This is a genomic window from Ensifer oleiphilus (genome assembly GCF_013371465.1).
Lineage (GTDB): Bacteria > Pseudomonadota > Alphaproteobacteria > Rhizobiales > Rhizobiaceae > Ensifer > Ensifer oleiphilus.
The window spans coordinates 32191-46873 of the sequence record NZ_JABWDU010000005.1; the positions used below are offsets into that span (position 1 = coordinate 32191).

Annotated in this window: 17 protein-coding genes; 7 read left to right on the forward strand and 10 right to left on the reverse strand. The window is 59.9% G+C overall.

The annotated features are described in order from the left end of the window. Window positions 1-21 precede the first annotated feature (21 nt). Window positions 22-1443 (forward strand): magnesium transporter, encoded by a 1422-nt coding sequence (gene mgtE / locus HT585_RS19720; RefSeq protein ID WP_176354565.1) that lies wholly within the window; start codon window positions 22-24, stop codon window positions 1441-1443. A gap of 70 nt (window positions 1444-1513) precedes the next feature. Further along, window positions 1514-1900 carry a MerR family transcriptional regulator gene (locus tag HT585_RS19725; RefSeq protein WP_025426710.1) on the forward strand — a complete coding sequence of 129 codons (387 nt, stop codon included), beginning with the start codon at window positions 1514-1516 and terminating at the stop codon, window positions 1898-1900. Between the two features lie 77 nt (window positions 1901-1977). Here HT585_RS19725 and HT585_RS19730 read toward each other — a convergent pair whose 3' ends face one another. Beyond that, complete coding sequence (locus tag HT585_RS19730) at window positions 1978-2451, reverse strand: methyltransferase family protein (RefSeq protein WP_173419758.1); 474 nt, start codon at window positions 2449-2451, stop codon at window positions 1978-1980. A 3-nt stretch (window positions 2452-2454) separates the two neighbouring features. After that, the gene (locus HT585_RS19735; protein ID WP_176354567.1) at window positions 2455-3462 is read right to left on the reverse strand and encodes a heparan-alpha-glucosaminide N-acetyltransferase; all 1008 of its coding nucleotides are present in this window, start codon (window positions 3460-3462) and stop codon (window positions 2455-2457) included. Here HT585_RS19735 and HT585_RS19740 point away from each other — a divergent pair. Next, window positions 3461-3616 carry a hypothetical protein gene (locus HT585_RS19740; protein WP_176354568.1) on the forward strand — a complete coding sequence of 52 codons (156 nt, stop codon included), beginning with the start codon at window positions 3461-3463 and terminating at the stop codon, window positions 3614-3616. The genes HT585_RS19735 and HT585_RS19740 overlap by 2 nt on opposite strands. Here HT585_RS19740 and HT585_RS19745 read toward each other — a convergent pair. Further along, window positions 3596-4288 carry a DUF599 domain-containing protein gene (locus HT585_RS19745; protein ID WP_176354569.1) on the reverse strand — a complete coding sequence of 231 codons (693 nt, stop codon included), beginning with the start codon at window positions 4286-4288 and terminating at the stop codon, window positions 3596-3598. The two genes, HT585_RS19740 and HT585_RS19745, sit on opposite strands and share 21 nt — an antisense overlap. Window positions 4289-4981: 693 nt before the next feature. Between HT585_RS19745 and HT585_RS19750 the strand changes: the two genes are divergently transcribed. Together HT585_RS19750 and HT585_RS19755 are read left to right on the forward strand one after the other, a co-directional pair. Then, window positions 4982-6382, forward strand: coding sequence for an L-serine ammonia-lyase (locus tag HT585_RS19750; RefSeq protein WP_176354570.1), 1401 nt, complete (start codon window positions 4982-4984; stop codon window positions 6380-6382). A 77-nt stretch (window positions 6383-6459) separates the two neighbouring features. Then, entirely contained in the window at window positions 6460-6897 is a 438-nt protein-coding gene (locus HT585_RS19755; RefSeq protein WP_176354571.1) for a DUF1489 family protein, read from the forward strand. 132 nt (window positions 6898-7029) lie between these two features. On the opposite strand, the gene HT585_RS19760 is transcribed toward HT585_RS19755, so the two are convergent. The 7 genes from HT585_RS19760 to HT585_RS19790 form a co-directional block, all read right to left on the reverse strand. After that, the gene (locus tag HT585_RS19760; protein WP_176354572.1) at window positions 7030-7299 is read right to left on the reverse strand and encodes a hypothetical protein; all 270 of its coding nucleotides are present in this window, start codon (window positions 7297-7299) and stop codon (window positions 7030-7032) included. A 78-nt stretch (window positions 7300-7377) separates the two neighbouring features. Further along, a complete protein-coding gene (locus tag HT585_RS19765) occupies window positions 7378-8895 on the reverse strand; it encodes an SPOR domain-containing protein (protein ID WP_176354573.1) in 1518 nt (505 codons plus the stop codon). 184 nt (window positions 8896-9079) lie between these two features. Further along, window positions 9080-9814, reverse strand: coding sequence for a hypothetical protein (locus tag HT585_RS19770; RefSeq protein WP_176354574.1), 735 nt, complete (start codon window positions 9812-9814; stop codon window positions 9080-9082). Window positions 9815-10110: 296 nt separating this feature from the next. Then, on the reverse strand, window positions 10111-10719 hold the full coding sequence (locus HT585_RS19775) for a transglutaminase-like cysteine peptidase (protein ID WP_176354575.1): 609 nt from the start codon (window positions 10717-10719) through the stop codon (window positions 10111-10113). Window positions 10720-10860: 141 nt separating this feature from the next. Then, window positions 10861-11184, reverse strand: coding sequence for a hypothetical protein (locus HT585_RS19780; RefSeq protein WP_176354576.1), 324 nt, complete (start codon window positions 11182-11184; stop codon window positions 10861-10863). A gap of 331 nt (window positions 11185-11515) precedes the next feature. Next, a complete protein-coding gene (locus tag HT585_RS19785) occupies window positions 11516-12124 on the reverse strand; it encodes a PilZ domain-containing protein (RefSeq protein WP_176354577.1) in 609 nt (202 codons plus the stop codon). 111 nt (window positions 12125-12235) lie between these two features. Further along, window positions 12236-12844 carry a PAS domain-containing protein gene (locus HT585_RS19790; RefSeq protein ID WP_176354578.1) on the reverse strand — a complete coding sequence of 203 codons (609 nt, stop codon included), beginning with the start codon at window positions 12842-12844 and terminating at the stop codon, window positions 12236-12238. A 343-nt stretch (window positions 12845-13187) separates the two neighbouring features. On the opposite strand from HT585_RS19790, the gene HT585_RS19795 reads away from it, so the two are divergent. After that, a complete protein-coding gene (locus HT585_RS19795) occupies window positions 13188-13919 on the forward strand; it encodes a rhomboid family intramembrane serine protease (protein WP_176354579.1) in 732 nt (243 codons plus the stop codon). A gap of 265 nt (window positions 13920-14184) precedes the next feature. Then, window positions 14185-14613 carry a CBS domain-containing protein gene (locus tag HT585_RS19800; RefSeq protein WP_176354580.1) on the forward strand — a complete coding sequence of 143 codons (429 nt, stop codon included), beginning with the start codon at window positions 14185-14187 and terminating at the stop codon, window positions 14611-14613. The last annotated feature ends 70 nt before the right edge of the window (window positions 14614-14683 follow it).

A 14683-nucleotide genomic window follows, 5' to 3' on the forward strand; every position in this document is an offset into this window, starting at 1 on the left:
AATCGTTTCGAGGGCGCGCTCATGAGCAATACCGGCGACGACGACCGCGGTTCCGAAGAAATACCCGTCTATGACGGAGCGGACATCTATGCCGATGATGGTTCGGTGCGCTCCGACTTCCTGATGCATGTCGGTGCGGCGATTGCCGACCGCGACACGATCTATCTGCGCCAGCATGTTGCTGGCCTGCATTCGTCAGAAATGGGCGACCTGCTTGAGGCGATCCAGCCGGAGCAGCGCCTGGCACTTGTCTCCCTGCTTGGCAAGGATTTCGACCTTTCGTCTCTGACCGAAGTCGACGAAGCCATACGCCTAGACATCGTTGAGCACCTGCCCAACGAGCAGATCGCCGAGGCGCTTGGCGAGATGGATTCGGACGATGCCGTCTACATTCTCGAAGACCTCGACCAGGAGGACCAGGACGAGATCCTGGCGAAGCTGCCCTTTACCGAGCGTGTGCGCTTGCGCCGCTCTCTGGACTATCCCGAGAGCACTGCCGGCCGCCGCATGCAGACGGAGTTCGTGGCGGTGCCGCCGTTCTGGACCATCGGGCAGACGATCGATTACATGCGCGAGGACGCGGAGCTTCCGGAAAGTTTTACGCAGATCTTCGTCATCGATCCGACCTTCAAGCTTCTGGGTGCCGTCGATCTCGACAAGGTTTTGCGCTCCAAGCGCTCGATCAAGGTCGACGCCATCATGCGCGATACCAGTCACGCCATTCCGGCTGAAATGGACCAGGAAGAGGCGGCGCAGCTCTTCGAGCAATACGACCTTCTCTCCGCCGCCGTGGTCGACGACAACGGTCGACTCGTCGGGGTTCTGACCATCGACGATGTCGTCGATGTCATCCAGGAAGAGGCCGAAGAAGACTTGCTGCGTCTGAGTGGCGTCGGTGACGAGGAACTGTCGGACTCTGTCGCCGAAGCATCGCGCTCACGCGTGCCTTGGCTGTTCATCAATTCGATGACCGCTTGCATTTCCGCTTCGGTCATTGGCCTTTTCGATGCGACAATCCAGCAGATCGTTGCGCTCGCCATTCTCATGCCGATTGTCGCCGGCATGGGTGGCAATGCCGGCTCTCAGACCATGACCGTGACGGTGCGCGCGCTTGCGACCCGCGGCCTCGACATTCACAACGCGCCGCGAATCATCCGGCGCGAAGCGGGGGTGGGCCTGCTGAACGGCATGATCTTCGGCACGCTGATCGGCCTTCTGGCCGGCCTCTGGTTTCAGGACCCGAACATCGGCGGTATTATCGCCACCGCGATGCTTATCAACATGATGGCCGCGGCCCTTGCCGGCATCATGGTTCCGCTGCTTCTGGAACGTTTTGGCGCTGACCCCGCGGTGTCTTCGGCTGTGTTTGTGACGGCGATTACCGATATCACCGGCTTCTCGAGTTTTCTCGGCATTGCCACCTGGTGGTTCCACGTCACCTGACATCGCCAGTTGTTTGACTTTTACGTCAAGGTCAACGATAGTGATGGTCAGGAAATCATGGAATGGCAGCGTGAATAAGTACTATAGCATTACCGAATTGACGCGGGAATTCGGCATTTCGACCCGGACGCTGCGGTTCTATGAGGACGAGGGCCTCATCCATCCGGAGCGCCGCGGTCGAACCCGTATGTTTCGCCCCGCCGACCGTCGGCTGATCCAGGAGATTCTCCGGGGCCGGCGCATCGGTTTCACGATCGCCGAAATCCGCGAGATCATTCAGGTTTACAAGGATCCGCCCGGTGAACTCGGTCAGTTGCAACTGCTGATGAGCCGTGTCGAGGCCAAGCGCGAAGAATTGCGCCAGAAGCGCAAGGATATCGAGGATACGCTGACCGAACTCGACAATGTTGAGGAGGCGTGTTTGACGCGTCTCGCCGAGATTGGCGTTGGGACCTGATCGCGAATCTGGACAGCGCACGACGAACAAAAGGGTGGCTTTGGCCGCCTTTTTTGTTGTCTGCGAGGAACTGCGGATCAGATCCAGCGGCTCGTATGCCGGCAGTAACGCTCGAACTCGAAGCCGAAACGTGAAAGCAGATGTCGTTCTTCGTTGCGGATGGCAAAGATGGTCGTCAACATCACGGCTGCAACCGCCATCACGAAAAACCATGGATTGAGCGTGATCAGACCGAAGCCGATCATCATCAGCGTGTAGCCGAGATAGATCGGGTTGCGGGTGAAGCGAAACGGTCCGTAAGTGACGAGGCACGTGGCGCACCGATGCGGAAGCACTGCGGTATGGCGATCCAGCAGCGTCTTGACGGCCCACAGGTCGAGCCAGATTGCCGCGGCGACAAGGATGCTGCCGGAAATCCAGGGCACCCAGCCGTGGCCGTGAGCCACCGGAATGGGCGAGTATCGTGCAAGCAACAAGGCTGCAAGGGTGGCGGTCCCGTAGAGCAGGGCCGGCCATGGGAAACTCAGCGGCTTGGCACGATAGGCATTCATGTCCTAGTCCCCTGATTGCACGTCCATTGTGCATTGACCGGCGATTCGCGCAATGCGTTCATCCGTGTTGACGTTGATCTTTCCCCTGTTCAGGTCGTCGAACAGGTTCTGCTCCACCAGCTTGTCGAGGGTACATCCGCAGAAGGCGTCGCAGGGCACGGCCGGATTGCCGCGGCTGCATGCCTCCACGCAGTTGGTGCGGTAGGCTTGCCTGGGATCCGGCAGTGTCGGTGGCGAGACCAGCGAGAAGAGGAAGACCAATCCGATGAGCAGCGGCTGGTGGAGGAGGTATATGGCCAGACTGTGACGCCCCCCGAATGCCAGTGCTTTCGTCCACAGGCGCGTCCTTTCGTCGTCGACCGGGCGCTTTGAAAGGGCTGTCACGAGACGCGCATGCACCAGTTTTGCGGTGCCGAGGCCAATCAGGAAGGGGGCGAGCCACGGCAGCAGCGGCACGTAGTCGTTCGAGCGAGGGATCGTTTCGGAAAGGCCGACCCACCAGAGATAGGGGGCGTCGAAGATCGCAGAGCGCAAATAGAGCGGGGCGGCGAAGGCCGCAGCCGCAGCCGCGAACGAAACAATCGCCGGAAGGGGCAGAAAAAGAAGACCGATGAGGCTTGCCGCGGCAATCGAATGCAGGATACCGAAGAATATGAAAGTGTTGGGGAACGCAAACCAGGTCGCTATACTGATGATCGTGGCCGCTCCGGCAATCTTTGCAAACCGGCGCATGAAGGCATCGAAGCGGATCTTCGGCCGTTGCCCGAGCACGAGGCTGTAGCCCGCCAGAAACAGGAAGCTGCTGGCAATCAGCCGTGCAAACATCTTCCACCCGCCGGCGCCGGCGGTCCCGGCTGCGACATAGCCGAAGAATTCCAGATCCCAGACGAAATGATAGAGCGCCATGGCCACCAGCGCCAGGCCGCGCAGCACATCGATAAAGATGAGCCGGCGTTTGCTTCCGGTGGGCGGCTGCGGCTCAACGAGTGAGGTCATGTTGGTGTCGGACATGGTGTTCGCCATCCTGTTGGCGCAAATGAGAGTGGCAGGCCTGGCTTGCGCCAGACCGGCCTTGATTGCTTTGAAAAGAGAAGATGCGGCCGGAATTCCGTTCGGCGATATCCGCGGCGTGGCGCGCCGGCTGCTAGCGGGCGGCTTCCTGTAAAAGGGCTGCCCGCGCTTCGGAGAAGAATTGCCGGCGTGTCAGGACGAAGATGACGAAGATTGTCAGGCCGACGAAGGCATAGGGACTGATGAACCAGCCGAGATAGCCGATCGACAGGAAGATCGCCCTGAGGCCGGCATTGAAGTGCTTGGCGGCGAGCACGTTCATGCGCACGGCCCGTTCGGCCGCAACCTCGGCCGCGTGCCGGTCGCGGATCATGTCTGCCGTCATCGGTATGCCGCCCATCAGGATCGAGCAGTAGTTGAACAGGCGGTAGGACCAGCCGAACTTGAAGAAGGAATAGCCGAAGAGGCAGGTGAGCCCGGCGACCTTCAGTTCGAAGGCCGTGCGCCCGCCGTGGAACACATAGGGCATGTCGGCGAAGATCATCTGCGCCTGCTCGGTCGCACCCAGGAGCGCGAAGCAACCGCCGAGCGCAAAGATGGTCGTCGAGGCGAAGAAGGCGGTGCCGGCCTGCAGCCCGGCAATGATCTGAGTGTCGATCATTTTCAGGTCGCGGTTGAGCGAGTTGCGAATCCACCGGCCACGATGGTCGTTCATCAGCCGCGTGAGACTGATGCGTTTGAAGCCGCGCGTGCCGTCTGTCGCCCAGCTGAAGCCGGCCCACAGTAGGATGAACACGGCAAGTGCTATGTAATCTTCGAAGGTCATACACGTGTTTTTGGCATGGCTTTTGGAAATTGCAAGGCCGGCACGCCTGTGGAGAATCGGCGCCCCATCAACTAGTGTGATGAAATTGCGGCGGAATTTCTTCCGACAAAAATGCGGGAACTCCAGCGTTTGGTGCGTTGACCGGAGCGCCGATGGGGCCATGACACCTTTCTGCCATATTTGACCGTTGCGTCTTTACACTTTCTTCAGTATGCATTGCGCCATGCGCGGGCCCTTGATGTGTGGCCCGCAGCCGTTGAGAGTTTTTCGGAGACATCATGGACAATACAATACAGAAGTCTTGCTGGGGCGTGACTGCTCGCGCCGTAGCCGGTTTCGCTGGCGTTCTTGTTCTTGCTTATCTTTTCGGCGGCCTTTGATACCAAAAGTCCTCTGATTGACAGCGCGGCTTCGCAAAAGCCGCGCTGTTTTGATTCCGGGCGGTCGCATCGCCGGACCCGACGGCTGCTGGACCAGCCACCGACGCGATGTCGCACCAACGGGATCGAATGTCGGTTGATCGCCTGATCGACAGGGATAGGATGGCTTAGGGTTTGATCCTATATCTAAAGGTGAGGGTACTGCTTCGGTCCTGAGGAGAGATCGAGGTTTGTATCGACTGTGCAATCATGCATATGACAGTATCCGGCGATCGGCCGGGCGACATATGTTCAGGCTCCGGGCAGGCAATTCATGTTTCTTTCCGTCTTCGACGTCTTCAAGATCGGTATTGGTCCTTCGAGTTCGCACACGATGGGGCCGATGTCGGCCGCCAATCGCTTTCTTGAGCTGATCCTGTCCGACGAATGGCCGCGGCCGGCGCATGCGTCCGTCGCGGCCATCAAGGTCAGCCTGCACGGTTCGCTCGCCCATACCGGCATCGGCCACGGTTCGGGCCGGGCGGTTGTGCTCGGGCTTGTCGGCGAGCGTCCCGATCGTGTCGATCCCGACCGCATGGACGCGCTGATCGACGAGGTGGAACGCACGGGCCGCATCACACCACCAGGCCACCCGCCTTACGAGTTTCAGCCGAAGACCGATCTTGTGTTCGACAAGAAGGTGCCCTTGCCGGGCCACGCCAACGGCATGTCCTTCTCGGCCTTCGACAAGGACGGCCGCCTTCTGCTCAAGCGCATCTACTATTCGATCGGCGGCGGTTTCGTCGTGACCGACACGGAACTCGAAGCCATGCGCGCCTCGAAGAACAAGCCTGCCGGCGTCAAGGTGCCTTTCCCCTTCAGCAGCGCCGTTGAAATGCTCGAGATGGCTGCCCGCTCCGGCATGACGATCGCGCAGATGAAGCGGGCAAACGAAGAATGCACCATGTCGCCTCAGGAGTTGAATGAGGGCCTCGATCGCATCTGGGGCGCTATGAGCAACTGCATTGATCGCGGGCTCAGTCAGGACGGTATCATGCCCGGCGGCCTCAAGGTGCGTCGTCGTGCTCGATCCATTCATGACAAGCTGCAGGAAGAGTGGCGCTCCAACAAGATCAATCCGCTGCTCGCCAACGACTGGCTGAGCGTCTACGCCATGGCGGTCAATGAAGAGAATGCGGCCGGCGGTCGCGTGGTGACGTCGCCAACGAACGGTGCTGCAGGCGTCGTTCCGGCGACCATCCGCTATTACATGCATTTCCATGACGATGCCGACCAGGACGGCGTTCGCGACTATCTGCTGACCGCTGCCGCCATCGGCGGCATCATCAAGCACAATGCGTCGATTTCCGGAGCCGAAGTCGGCTGTCAGGGCGAGGTGGGTTCCGCCTCGGCGATGGCGGCGGCGGGCCTTGCCGCCGTCATGGGCGGTTCACCCGAGCAGATCGAGAACGCGGCGGAAATCGCGCTCGAGCATCACCTCGGCATGACCTGCGATCCGGTCGCGGGCCTGGTGCAGGTGCCGTGCATCGAGCGCAACGCGCTCGGCGCCGTCAAGGCGGTGACCGCTGCGTCCCTGGCGCTCAAGGGCGACGGTCAGCATTTCGTGCCGCTCGACGCCTGCATCGAGACGATGCGGCAGACGGGCGTCGACATGAACGAGAAGTACAAGGAAACGTCCACCGGGGGCCTTGCGGTCAACGTCGTCGAATGTTGAGTGGCGCGCGGACGATTGTGGATGAGGCTGCGCAATTCGCTTGACCGTGACGGCCGGACGGGTGTTCAAAAACTGCCATGTCTCTTCATCTCATAAAGCTCTGCGTCGGGGCGGAATCGATCGAGGATCTGCGCGAATGGGTTTCGCGCAAGGCTCTGACTGCGATTGCCGCCGGCCTTGAACCGCATTCCTACCATACCACCCGCATGGTCCCGAAACGCATGGACGAGCTGCTCGAAGGCGGCTCGCTCTATTGGGTCATCAAGGGCCAGGTGCAGGCGCGCCAGCCGCTGATTGGTATCGAAACCTTTACCGACGGCGAGGGGATCGGCCGCTGCAATCTGTTGCTCGGCCCTGAAGTCGTTGAGACCGAGCTGCAGCCGCGCCGGGCCTTCCAGGGGTGGCGCTACCTCAAGGACAATGAAGCGCCGCGCGATCTGGCGTCGCTTTCCGGTGGCGGAGCCGAGATGCCGCTTGAGCTTCGACGCGAGCTCGCCGAACTCGGCCTTCTCTAAGGAGCGATCTTTCGCATCGCTTGCTGCGCTCTTTACCTTTTTGCCCATGTCCTTTATCACCGCTACGGTTTTGCGCGGCATGCTGGGCCCAACGAAAAAGGCGGACGAAGCCGCCTTTCGATCTCAGTCTGTTCAGAGAACGCGCATCTTCAGCGGCTGGCGACGGCCGGGTGCCGTTACGTGAAGATGAATGCCTGCGCGTGGCTGCGTCGAGCGCCAGGCTCTTGCACCATGTGTCAGCAGCATGCCCACCAGATCCTTGGTCTTCGCCTTCGGACGGTTCAGACCGAGATCGGCAATGCGCATCGCTGCCTCATGCAACGGATGCAGATTGATGCGCGACGGTTTGGTCCGTCGCCCCGGCAAGGGAGTAACACCCGGAACATTCTCGTTCATTGCCATAACTAACCTCGTACGCTTTACAAAACCGAGGAGGGCGTCCGGACAAATACAAACCGGACGCCGAAACTGAATACCCGTCTACTGCTGGGCAGCCCAGCAGGAAATGCCTTTCTTCTTCAACGTCTTGCATGCGTTGATCGCTGCATTCTGGTCATCGAAGCCGCCAAAGCGGGCGCGGTAGACCTGGGCGCCGCCGTTGCTGAAGGCAACCGTAAAGGGTGTTGCCTTGCTCAGCGCCTTGCCACCCTTGTCCTTGGCATTGCCAAGCAGCGTCATGGCCTGGTCCTTGTCCGGCGTTGCACCGATCTGGATGACCCAACCCTGAGGTTGCGGAACAGGCTGCGGCTCGGCTTCGGCCGCAACCGGCTCGCGCTTGGGAACGGAATTGGTGATCTGAGCGTCGACCATCCCGGCGGATACCGGCTGGCGCGATAGCTTGATGCTCTGGGCGTCAAGCGTATTGGGAACGATTTTCGGTGAAAGCACCGGGTTGTCCGAGGCGCGCTTGGTGCCGGCATAGGCCATCTGCACGCTGTTGGTGTTTTCGCCATTGTAGCGCACGGCTGGAACCGGTCCGGTGTTCGGCAGATCGAGGCCGGCTGCGGCTGCGACCGGGCTTGCAACCGGGGTTTCCGTGACCTGTGCGACAGCGATCGGTTCTTCGGCAACCGGTGCGACCGGCGTCGGTGCGGTTTCGGCAATCAGATTTCCACCGCCGCGGCGCGAAGCGGCCGGCATGTACTTTGCCACGAGGCGGCGCATTTGCGCGTCGCGGCTGGCGCCAGAGGTGCCGCCCATGACGACGGCGACGATGCTGCGGCCTTCGAGCTGCGCGGAGGTCACCAGATTGAATCCGGAAGCGCGGGTGTAGCCGGTCTTGATGCCGTCGACGCCGCGCACATTGCCGAGCAGGCGGTTATGATTGCCGATCGTCTGCTTGCCGAAGCGGAAGCTGCGGGTGGAGAAATAATCGTAATATTGCGGAAAATGCTGGCGAAGCGCGAGGCCGAGGCGGGCCTGGTCGCGCGCAGTGGTGCGCTGCTCCGTGTTCGGCAGGCCGTTGGCGTTGCGATAGGTGGTGCGCGTCATGCCGAGCGCCCGTGCCTTGTTGGTCATCATGCGAGCGAACCGCTGCTCCGAGCCACCCAGCAATTCGCCGAGCGCCGTCGAGGCGTCGTTGGCGGAACGGGTTACGAGCGACAGGATCGCCTGCTCGACGGTAATCGACTGCCCGGCGCGCACGCCAAGCTTCGATGGCGGTTCGGCGGACGCGTTCTTGGAGAAGGGAACGGGTGTCGACTTGCTGATCCGGCCGGCCTCAAGGGCCTCGAACGCCAGATAAAGCGTCATCATCTTGGTCAGCGAGGCGGGATAGCGCAATTCGTCGGCATCCTCGCCGTAAAGAACCTTGCCGGTCTTGGCGTCGACGACGATGCCCGAATATTTCGGGTTGGCCAAAGCGGGCGCTGCGAAGGCAACCGATGCAACGGTGCCCGCAAGGACGATCCGTCCTACCATCTTTGAAAAAGCGCCGAACGGGCGTTTCGCGAGATCAAGAAAACCTGATTGGGACACTACGCTACTCTTCATTCTCATGTCATGGGTGTTGTCCGGACGCCGCCTCCGGGAACGACCGTTCCTGAGACAGTATCGGCATAGCGTTACCAATCGGTTTATGATGAATGATTGGTTTCCGGGATCGAACGCATTTGTACGGGGGCGATACCGGTGTAGCGCAATGGTGCGGCGCTGAAGCCAGCACCACACCACTTGGACGAAATCAGGGCACGATATGGCTTTTCACAAAGCCACCCACAGCATTGTCGATTTCGCGCCACTGCGGCAGCAGATTGCGGGAGAAGCGGTAAAGCACGACCAGGTCCTTGCCGACATGGATATCGCGCTGGCAGTCTGCACTGGTTGATGTCTCGTTGGCGCCGGGCTCCAGGCAGCGCACGACATAGGGTGGCTCCTTCTCTCGTTGCGCAGTGAAGAAGGTCTCGCCGGCATAACTCGATGCCGCCTTGACGTCGTGTCGCGTCAGCCCGCCGGGACCCGAGCTTGCCGTCCCGTCGAAGACCTGGGTGTAGATCGGCTCTAGTCGGCCGGACATGTCACGCGACATGGTGCTTTGCGAGATCTGCAGGAAGATCAGGGCCTCGGGACGGTTGATGTCATTGAAGAGGTGCCGGTTGTCATCGCTGTAACCCTCGAGCGCAGGCCAGGTCAGGTAGAGATCGACGCGTTCGGCGATCGAAGTCGCGCGCTGGTTTTCAAAGCGAATCACATTGGCCGGCAGCCGAAGGTGATCTTGCCCGATGAATATATCGTAGGGCGTGAGGTTCGACGTGTGGCCCGCAAGCGCGAGGTTTTCGCCGAACCAGCGCCCCGTCAGAGAAAGCGCCGCGGTTGTGGCGGCAAGCAAGGTAACGAGCGCGGCAATTTTGTAGACGAGGCGTCCTGAAAGAAGCGGGCTGAGTTCCGGCTCAGAATTCCCTTTGGAAGAGGTACTCATCGATGGGGCGTCCCGTCGCGGTTGCCGCGCGAAATGTGGCGGCAGTGGACCCTGGCAGGGTTTGCTTGCTCGACGCTGGTCGAAGATGGTTAATTTTCGATGAAGTCGACGTGCGTTGCGGTGGTGCCTGCTTGATCATCTTTCGCCGGCAGCCCGAGAACGAAAAAGGCCGGTTCCGAGGGACACGGAACCGGCCAGGGCCTGGTCTGAAACGGGGATGGAACTGACCGAAGCCCGGCAAACTGAGCGTGGCGCGGGACATCACCCAACCGCGCCACAATTCATTTCAGCGCGGCTTACTGGGTGCGGACGCTGCCGACGGCGACCGTGCGGCCATCCTGCAGCTTGACCCAGCGACCGGCATGTTCGGTCGACTGCCGCTTGAGGTAGGTGTATTCGGTATCCGACCACAGCAGCACCTTGTTGCGCATATTGTCGAGAATGAAGTCGCCGCGATCGGTGCGCACGGTCAGGACCGCGTGGCCATCGCCATTCGGCTGAAGGACGACGGTGATCAAAAGATCAGAGGCGGAGAAACCGCTCTCGATCAGTTTGCGGCGCTTCAGGAGCACGTAGTCTTCACAGTCTCCGACGCTGTCCGGATACGACCACTTTTCTTCGACGCCATGGATTTCCATGTCGGTCATCGGCGTGATCGCCTGGTTGACGTCGTAGTTGACCTCGAGAATTTTCTGCCAGCCTTCGCGAGTGAGGACCATTGGGCCGCGATCGGCTCCGTTCGAGCGGCATTCGCCCGGATTGATCTTGCAAAACTCGTAGTGGCCGATCGGCGGGTTGGTAGAGCCGGTCACAGCCATATTCGCCGGCAGGGCCAGCGCGCCTTCGATCAGGCTGCCGGTGAAAAGTGCGGCGACAGCGATCATCTTGGTGATTGTCTTGAGCATGATTGTCTCCCCGTTATGGTTCGACAATGGCACGGACATTTTTATCGCTCGCGAATATGCGAGGTAAAACAAAGTACAAATGAAATTCGTATCAGAATAAAATAAGAATAGATTTTTAGATGTATTTAAATTGAATTTGATTCAATTTTTATCGATCTTGAAACTCCGGTGATCGGTCTGGCGGATTTCGTTAATCATCCAAGGGGTTGCGGGAAGGGCGTTTTTCGGGCGCGTATCGCCGGAGGCTAGGCTGATACGGAGGCGCGCGAGGGTGGTTGGAGGCGTCCGTGAGGCGCAAATTCGCCACTTCGTATCCGGCTCGAATGCTTGATTAGAGCGTGAAATCAACGTGGAGAGCGAAAATTCCGAGAAAAAATATTTGAAAAAAGTTGTGCCGAATATCGCCAAAGAGAACATGGGATGTACTGAAATGGAGCAACGGCGCACGCAGATCGAGGCGCGCATGCCAGTTCTCCTGGTCGATTGTCGGGGGAGGCTGGCCGGAGGAACACCTTCGCCAGGCCCCAGTCCTGTCTCGGACCTAGGAACGCGGGCGGCCGAATACGATGCCGCCGATGTTGGAGTATCAGAGGAAAAGAGTTGGCGATGTCGGTGAGGTCGCGACCGAGCCTGCCGACACAGGACGAGTCGAAGCGCGCAGCGGTTTTGCTAAAGCGGCATGCGCAAGAACACGAAATCAATGCGCGATCATCGAATCCGACTGGATGTTTCCTTGGATCGTATCCGGCTCAAGGATAAGAATCTGCAGCAATTCGAAGCGTTGTAGGGGTGCGTTCTAGAGGAATTCCGTCAAGGCTTCGCGGGACTGAACACCCGAGAATTCGATGGCAACGCCTTCCTGGAAATGACGGACGATCTTGCCCTTCATGTTGCCGAGCCTGATCTGTGTGCCGATCGGCGGGCGGTTTTCAATGTCGACGGCGGCGCCGGACAGCGAAAGGTCGATGATGCGGCAGGGATATTTCGCGCCGGTATCGAGCGTCAGCTCGGTCAGCGTCTTGCGCGGTGCAAGTCGGTCATGGCGACGGTCTTCCGGGAGGCCGAGTTCGTGCTTGTTGGCAATCCATGTCAATTGCGCCGCAAGCTTCTCGCGCTTGCGTTCCGTGGCATTGAGCTGGATGACGAAGGCGTTTTCGGCGAGCCGCGACACCGTGCCTTCGAGCCGACCGACGTGATCGATGTAGGCGATGATGCGTTCGCCGGCGCGTGGGCGGGCCGGCGACAACAGAAGCACGTCACCCGGCGACATGTCGACGGCGGTGCAGTCGTATTCGTCGTGATTGGCAAGCATCAGTCGCCCGGTGAGATTCACCGAGACGCGCTGGAACGCGCCTTCCTGGTGCGGCTTCGGACCGGTATTTTGCGCTTGCTGGAACGAGAACATGATCACTCTGCATCGACGTATCTTGGCACGCGAAAGCATAGTGTGATCCGGTTAATAGAAGGTTCGCCCTGCGGTTGGTGTCGGCATCGCTCTTGGTACAGGCCGGTAGCGCTACCCGTCGCGGCCACCTTCGAAGACGCGCAAATGCTGAACCTGCCGTGTGCCCGGCTGGGACGCATCGCGCTCAACCGGTTCCTTGAGGAAAGCTGCGGTTCGGTCCGGATCGAGTACCCTGATGCCCGTGACGTCGAGGCCGGAAACGGGGGTGGCATTCAACCAGTACGGGCGCGACAGCGGTGAGAGCGAGCCAAGAATGCGGTCGCTGTGACCTTCGTTGGAAGCGAGGGGAAGGAGCAATGTTTCGGTCTCCAGCTCTCTTCCGTCTTCCGTTCGTGCGGTCGCCGAAAGCACGACGGGAACATGCTGTGTCATGACCCGCCTGCCGATCTGGAGTACTTTGCCAGCCTGGCTTCCGAGCCAAAGCGTGGCGAATTGCCGGCCGCGAAAATCGTGATCGAAGAGGGCGCAGACATGCGTGCCGGCAAGGCGAAATTTCATGCCGCCGAAATGATCCCGCTCGAGGATGAAGAGCTGGGGAAGGAGCGTTCGAATTGCAGACGGATCGATCTCGTTGCGACGTGGTAGCTCACGCTCGCCCCGGATGACGTTCCAGTACTGAAACAGCTGCGTCGATGTCTTGTTGCGCATGATGTCGTTCATTCCACTTCTGCGGCCGCCTGTGTCGATCCGGCACAAGATCGACCGCTCATTCCTGTCGTGCAGATGACAGAGCGAAATTCGTGCCACCCGGAAATTAAGGTTAACAAACGGTTTCGATTGCTGCTGACGCGCAGGGATGGCACTTGGACGGACATCACTTCACGAAGGGTTGCCTTCGGCACAGAACTTGAGCTCGAGATATTGGGGCTCGCCGACCGTTCAGTTTTTACTGGACGGTCTTTTTTTGTTTGCTTATGGCTGGGCGCGCTGTCCGGCTATGCGCAATTGCCCGACCGACGGGGTCGGATCGAGACGGATATGCGGACGGAAGAGAGCATCAGCCATGGAACGAGATCAGGCGGCAACGCCACCGGAGGCGGAACGGGAAGGAGCCGTCAATCGCACGCGTGAGCCAGCTTTCAATTTGCCGGCGGGACTGACGTGCATTCTGGTGTTTCTCGTCGCCATTCACGCGTTGCGCACCTATGTTTTCTCGGAAAGTCTCGATCGGGAAATCATCCTGAACTTTGCCTTTCTTCCGGCACGTTATGATCATCCGCTTGCCGAGCAGAGCCTGGCCTGGCTCTGGAGCCCGGTGACCTATTCGTTCCTGCATGGAAGCTGGGAACACCTGATCTTCAACATTTTCTGGATGGTTGCCTTCGGCGCGCCGGTGGTGCGGCGCATCGGCATGATGCGGCTTGCGGTTTTCTGGGTTCTTTCAGCCGCCGCTGCCGTCGCACTTCACACGGTTTTCCACTGGGGCGAGATGATCGTCGTCGTCGGTGCCTCGGGGGTGGTTTCGGGCTTTATGGGGGGCGCAGCGCGGTTCGTGTTTTCACCCAGCGGCCGCATCAGTCGCCAGTTCGCCCATCTTAACCGCCGGCTTTCCGTTATGGAGGCACTGTCCAATCGTTCCGTCGTCGTTTTCAGCGGCATCTGGTTCCTGACGAATTTTCTCGTCGGATTTGGCATGTTCACGCCGGGCGGTGCCGGCAGCGTGGCATGGGAAGCGCATATCGGCGGTTTCCTCTTCGGCTTCCTCCTGTTCGCCCTCTTCGATCCGCGGGATTGATAGCGAACCGATCCTGTTGCGATCATTGTCAGAACGCTTGATTTCCCCGGAACGCTGGCGCACCATTTGAAACGGCCGTTTTCATTCAAGGGTGATGCGGTCCGTGAAGGCCGGGTGCCGGAAGATCGATCGCGTCCCTGAGGAGCGGCGCGTCGAGCTTGCCAGCATCGGAAAGGGTATAGGTTCCACTGCCCGATTGTGCCGCACACGACAGGCCGGAACCTTCCTCGCCGACCCGGCGTTGTCGCAACGGGGAGAAGTGCGCATGTCAGTAAAAGCGATACTCAATGAAAAGGGCCGGAACGTCGTGACCGTCGGTCCTCGCATGACGGTTCAAGAGGCCGCGGTCCTTCTACGTGACAATCATATCGGTGCGGTGATCATCATCGATGCGGATGACCAGATCGCCGGCATCCTGACAGAGCGCGATATCGTCGCCGCCATCGCGAAACACGGGGCAGCCTGTCTGGACAAACCGGTTTCGGCTGTCATGTGGCAGAACGTCTATTGCTGCACCGAGGATATGTCAGTCGATACGCTGATGGAGATGATGAGCAAGTTGCGGGCACGTCATCTCCCGGTTGAAACGAACGGGCACCTGGCCGGCATCATTTCGATTGGCGACGTGATCAAGCACCACATCCGCGCCATGGAGCAGGAGGCCGAGCACATCAAGGCCTACATCGCCGGGTAATGGTAAAGGGCGGTTGCCGCCGCCCTTTCGTCACCCGCCTGCGGCACAGCCTCGAACATTCGCGCCGAGC

What these genes read in the sequence shown, in the direction of transcription:
- HT585_RS19790 (WP_176354578.1), bottom strand. Translation starts at nt 12,844, where the DNA reads ATGAACGACATCATGCGCAACAAGACATCGACGCAGCTGTTTCAGTAC.
- HT585_RS19770 (WP_176354574.1), bottom strand. Translation starts at nt 9,814, where the DNA reads ATGAGTACCTCTTCCAAAGGGAATTCTGAGCCGGAACTCAGCCCGCTT.
- HT585_RS19800 (WP_176354580.1), top strand. Translation starts at nt 14,185, where the DNA reads ATGTCAGTAAAAGCGATACTCAATGAAAAGGGCCGGAACGTCGTGACC.
- HT585_RS19730 (WP_173419758.1), bottom strand. Translation starts at nt 2,451, where the DNA reads ATGAATGCCTATCGTGCCAAGCCGCTGAGTTTCCCATGGCCGGCCCTG.
- HT585_RS19795 (WP_176354579.1), top strand. Translation starts at nt 13,188, where the DNA reads ATGGAACGAGATCAGGCGGCAACGCCACCGGAGGCGGAACGGGAAGGA.
- HT585_RS19760 (WP_176354572.1), bottom strand. Translation starts at nt 7,299, where the DNA reads ATGGCAATGAACGAGAATGTTCCGGGTGTTACTCCCTTGCCGGGGCGA.
- HT585_RS19745 (WP_176354569.1), bottom strand. Translation starts at nt 4,288, where the DNA reads ATGACCTTCGAAGATTACATAGCACTTGCCGTGTTCATCCTACTGTGG.
- HT585_RS19750 (WP_176354570.1), top strand. Translation starts at nt 4,982, where the DNA reads ATGTTTCTTTCCGTCTTCGACGTCTTCAAGATCGGTATTGGTCCTTCG.
- HT585_RS19740 (WP_176354568.1), top strand. Translation starts at nt 3,461, where the DNA reads ATGGTGTTCGCCATCCTGTTGGCGCAAATGAGAGTGGCAGGCCTGGCT.
- HT585_RS19785 (WP_176354577.1), bottom strand. Translation starts at nt 12,124, where the DNA reads ATGTTCTCGTTCCAGCAAGCGCAAAATACCGGTCCGAAGCCGCACCAG.
- mgtE (WP_176354565.1), top strand. Translation starts at nt 22, where the DNA reads ATGAGCAATACCGGCGACGACGACCGCGGTTCCGAAGAAATACCCGTC.
- HT585_RS19775 (WP_176354575.1), bottom strand. Translation starts at nt 10,719, where the DNA reads ATGCTCAAGACAATCACCAAGATGATCGCTGTCGCCGCACTTTTCACC.
- HT585_RS19735 (WP_176354567.1), bottom strand. Translation starts at nt 3,462, where the DNA reads ATGTCCGACACCAACATGACCTCACTCGTTGAGCCGCAGCCGCCCACC.
- HT585_RS19765 (WP_176354573.1), bottom strand. Translation starts at nt 8,895, where the DNA reads ATGAGAATGAAGAGTAGCGTAGTGTCCCAATCAGGTTTTCTTGATCTC.
- HT585_RS19780 (WP_176354576.1), bottom strand. Translation starts at nt 11,184, where the DNA reads ATGCGCGCCTCGATCTGCGTGCGCCGTTGCTCCATTTCAGTACATCCC.
- HT585_RS19755 (WP_176354571.1), top strand. Translation starts at nt 6,460, where the DNA reads ATGTCTCTTCATCTCATAAAGCTCTGCGTCGGGGCGGAATCGATCGAG.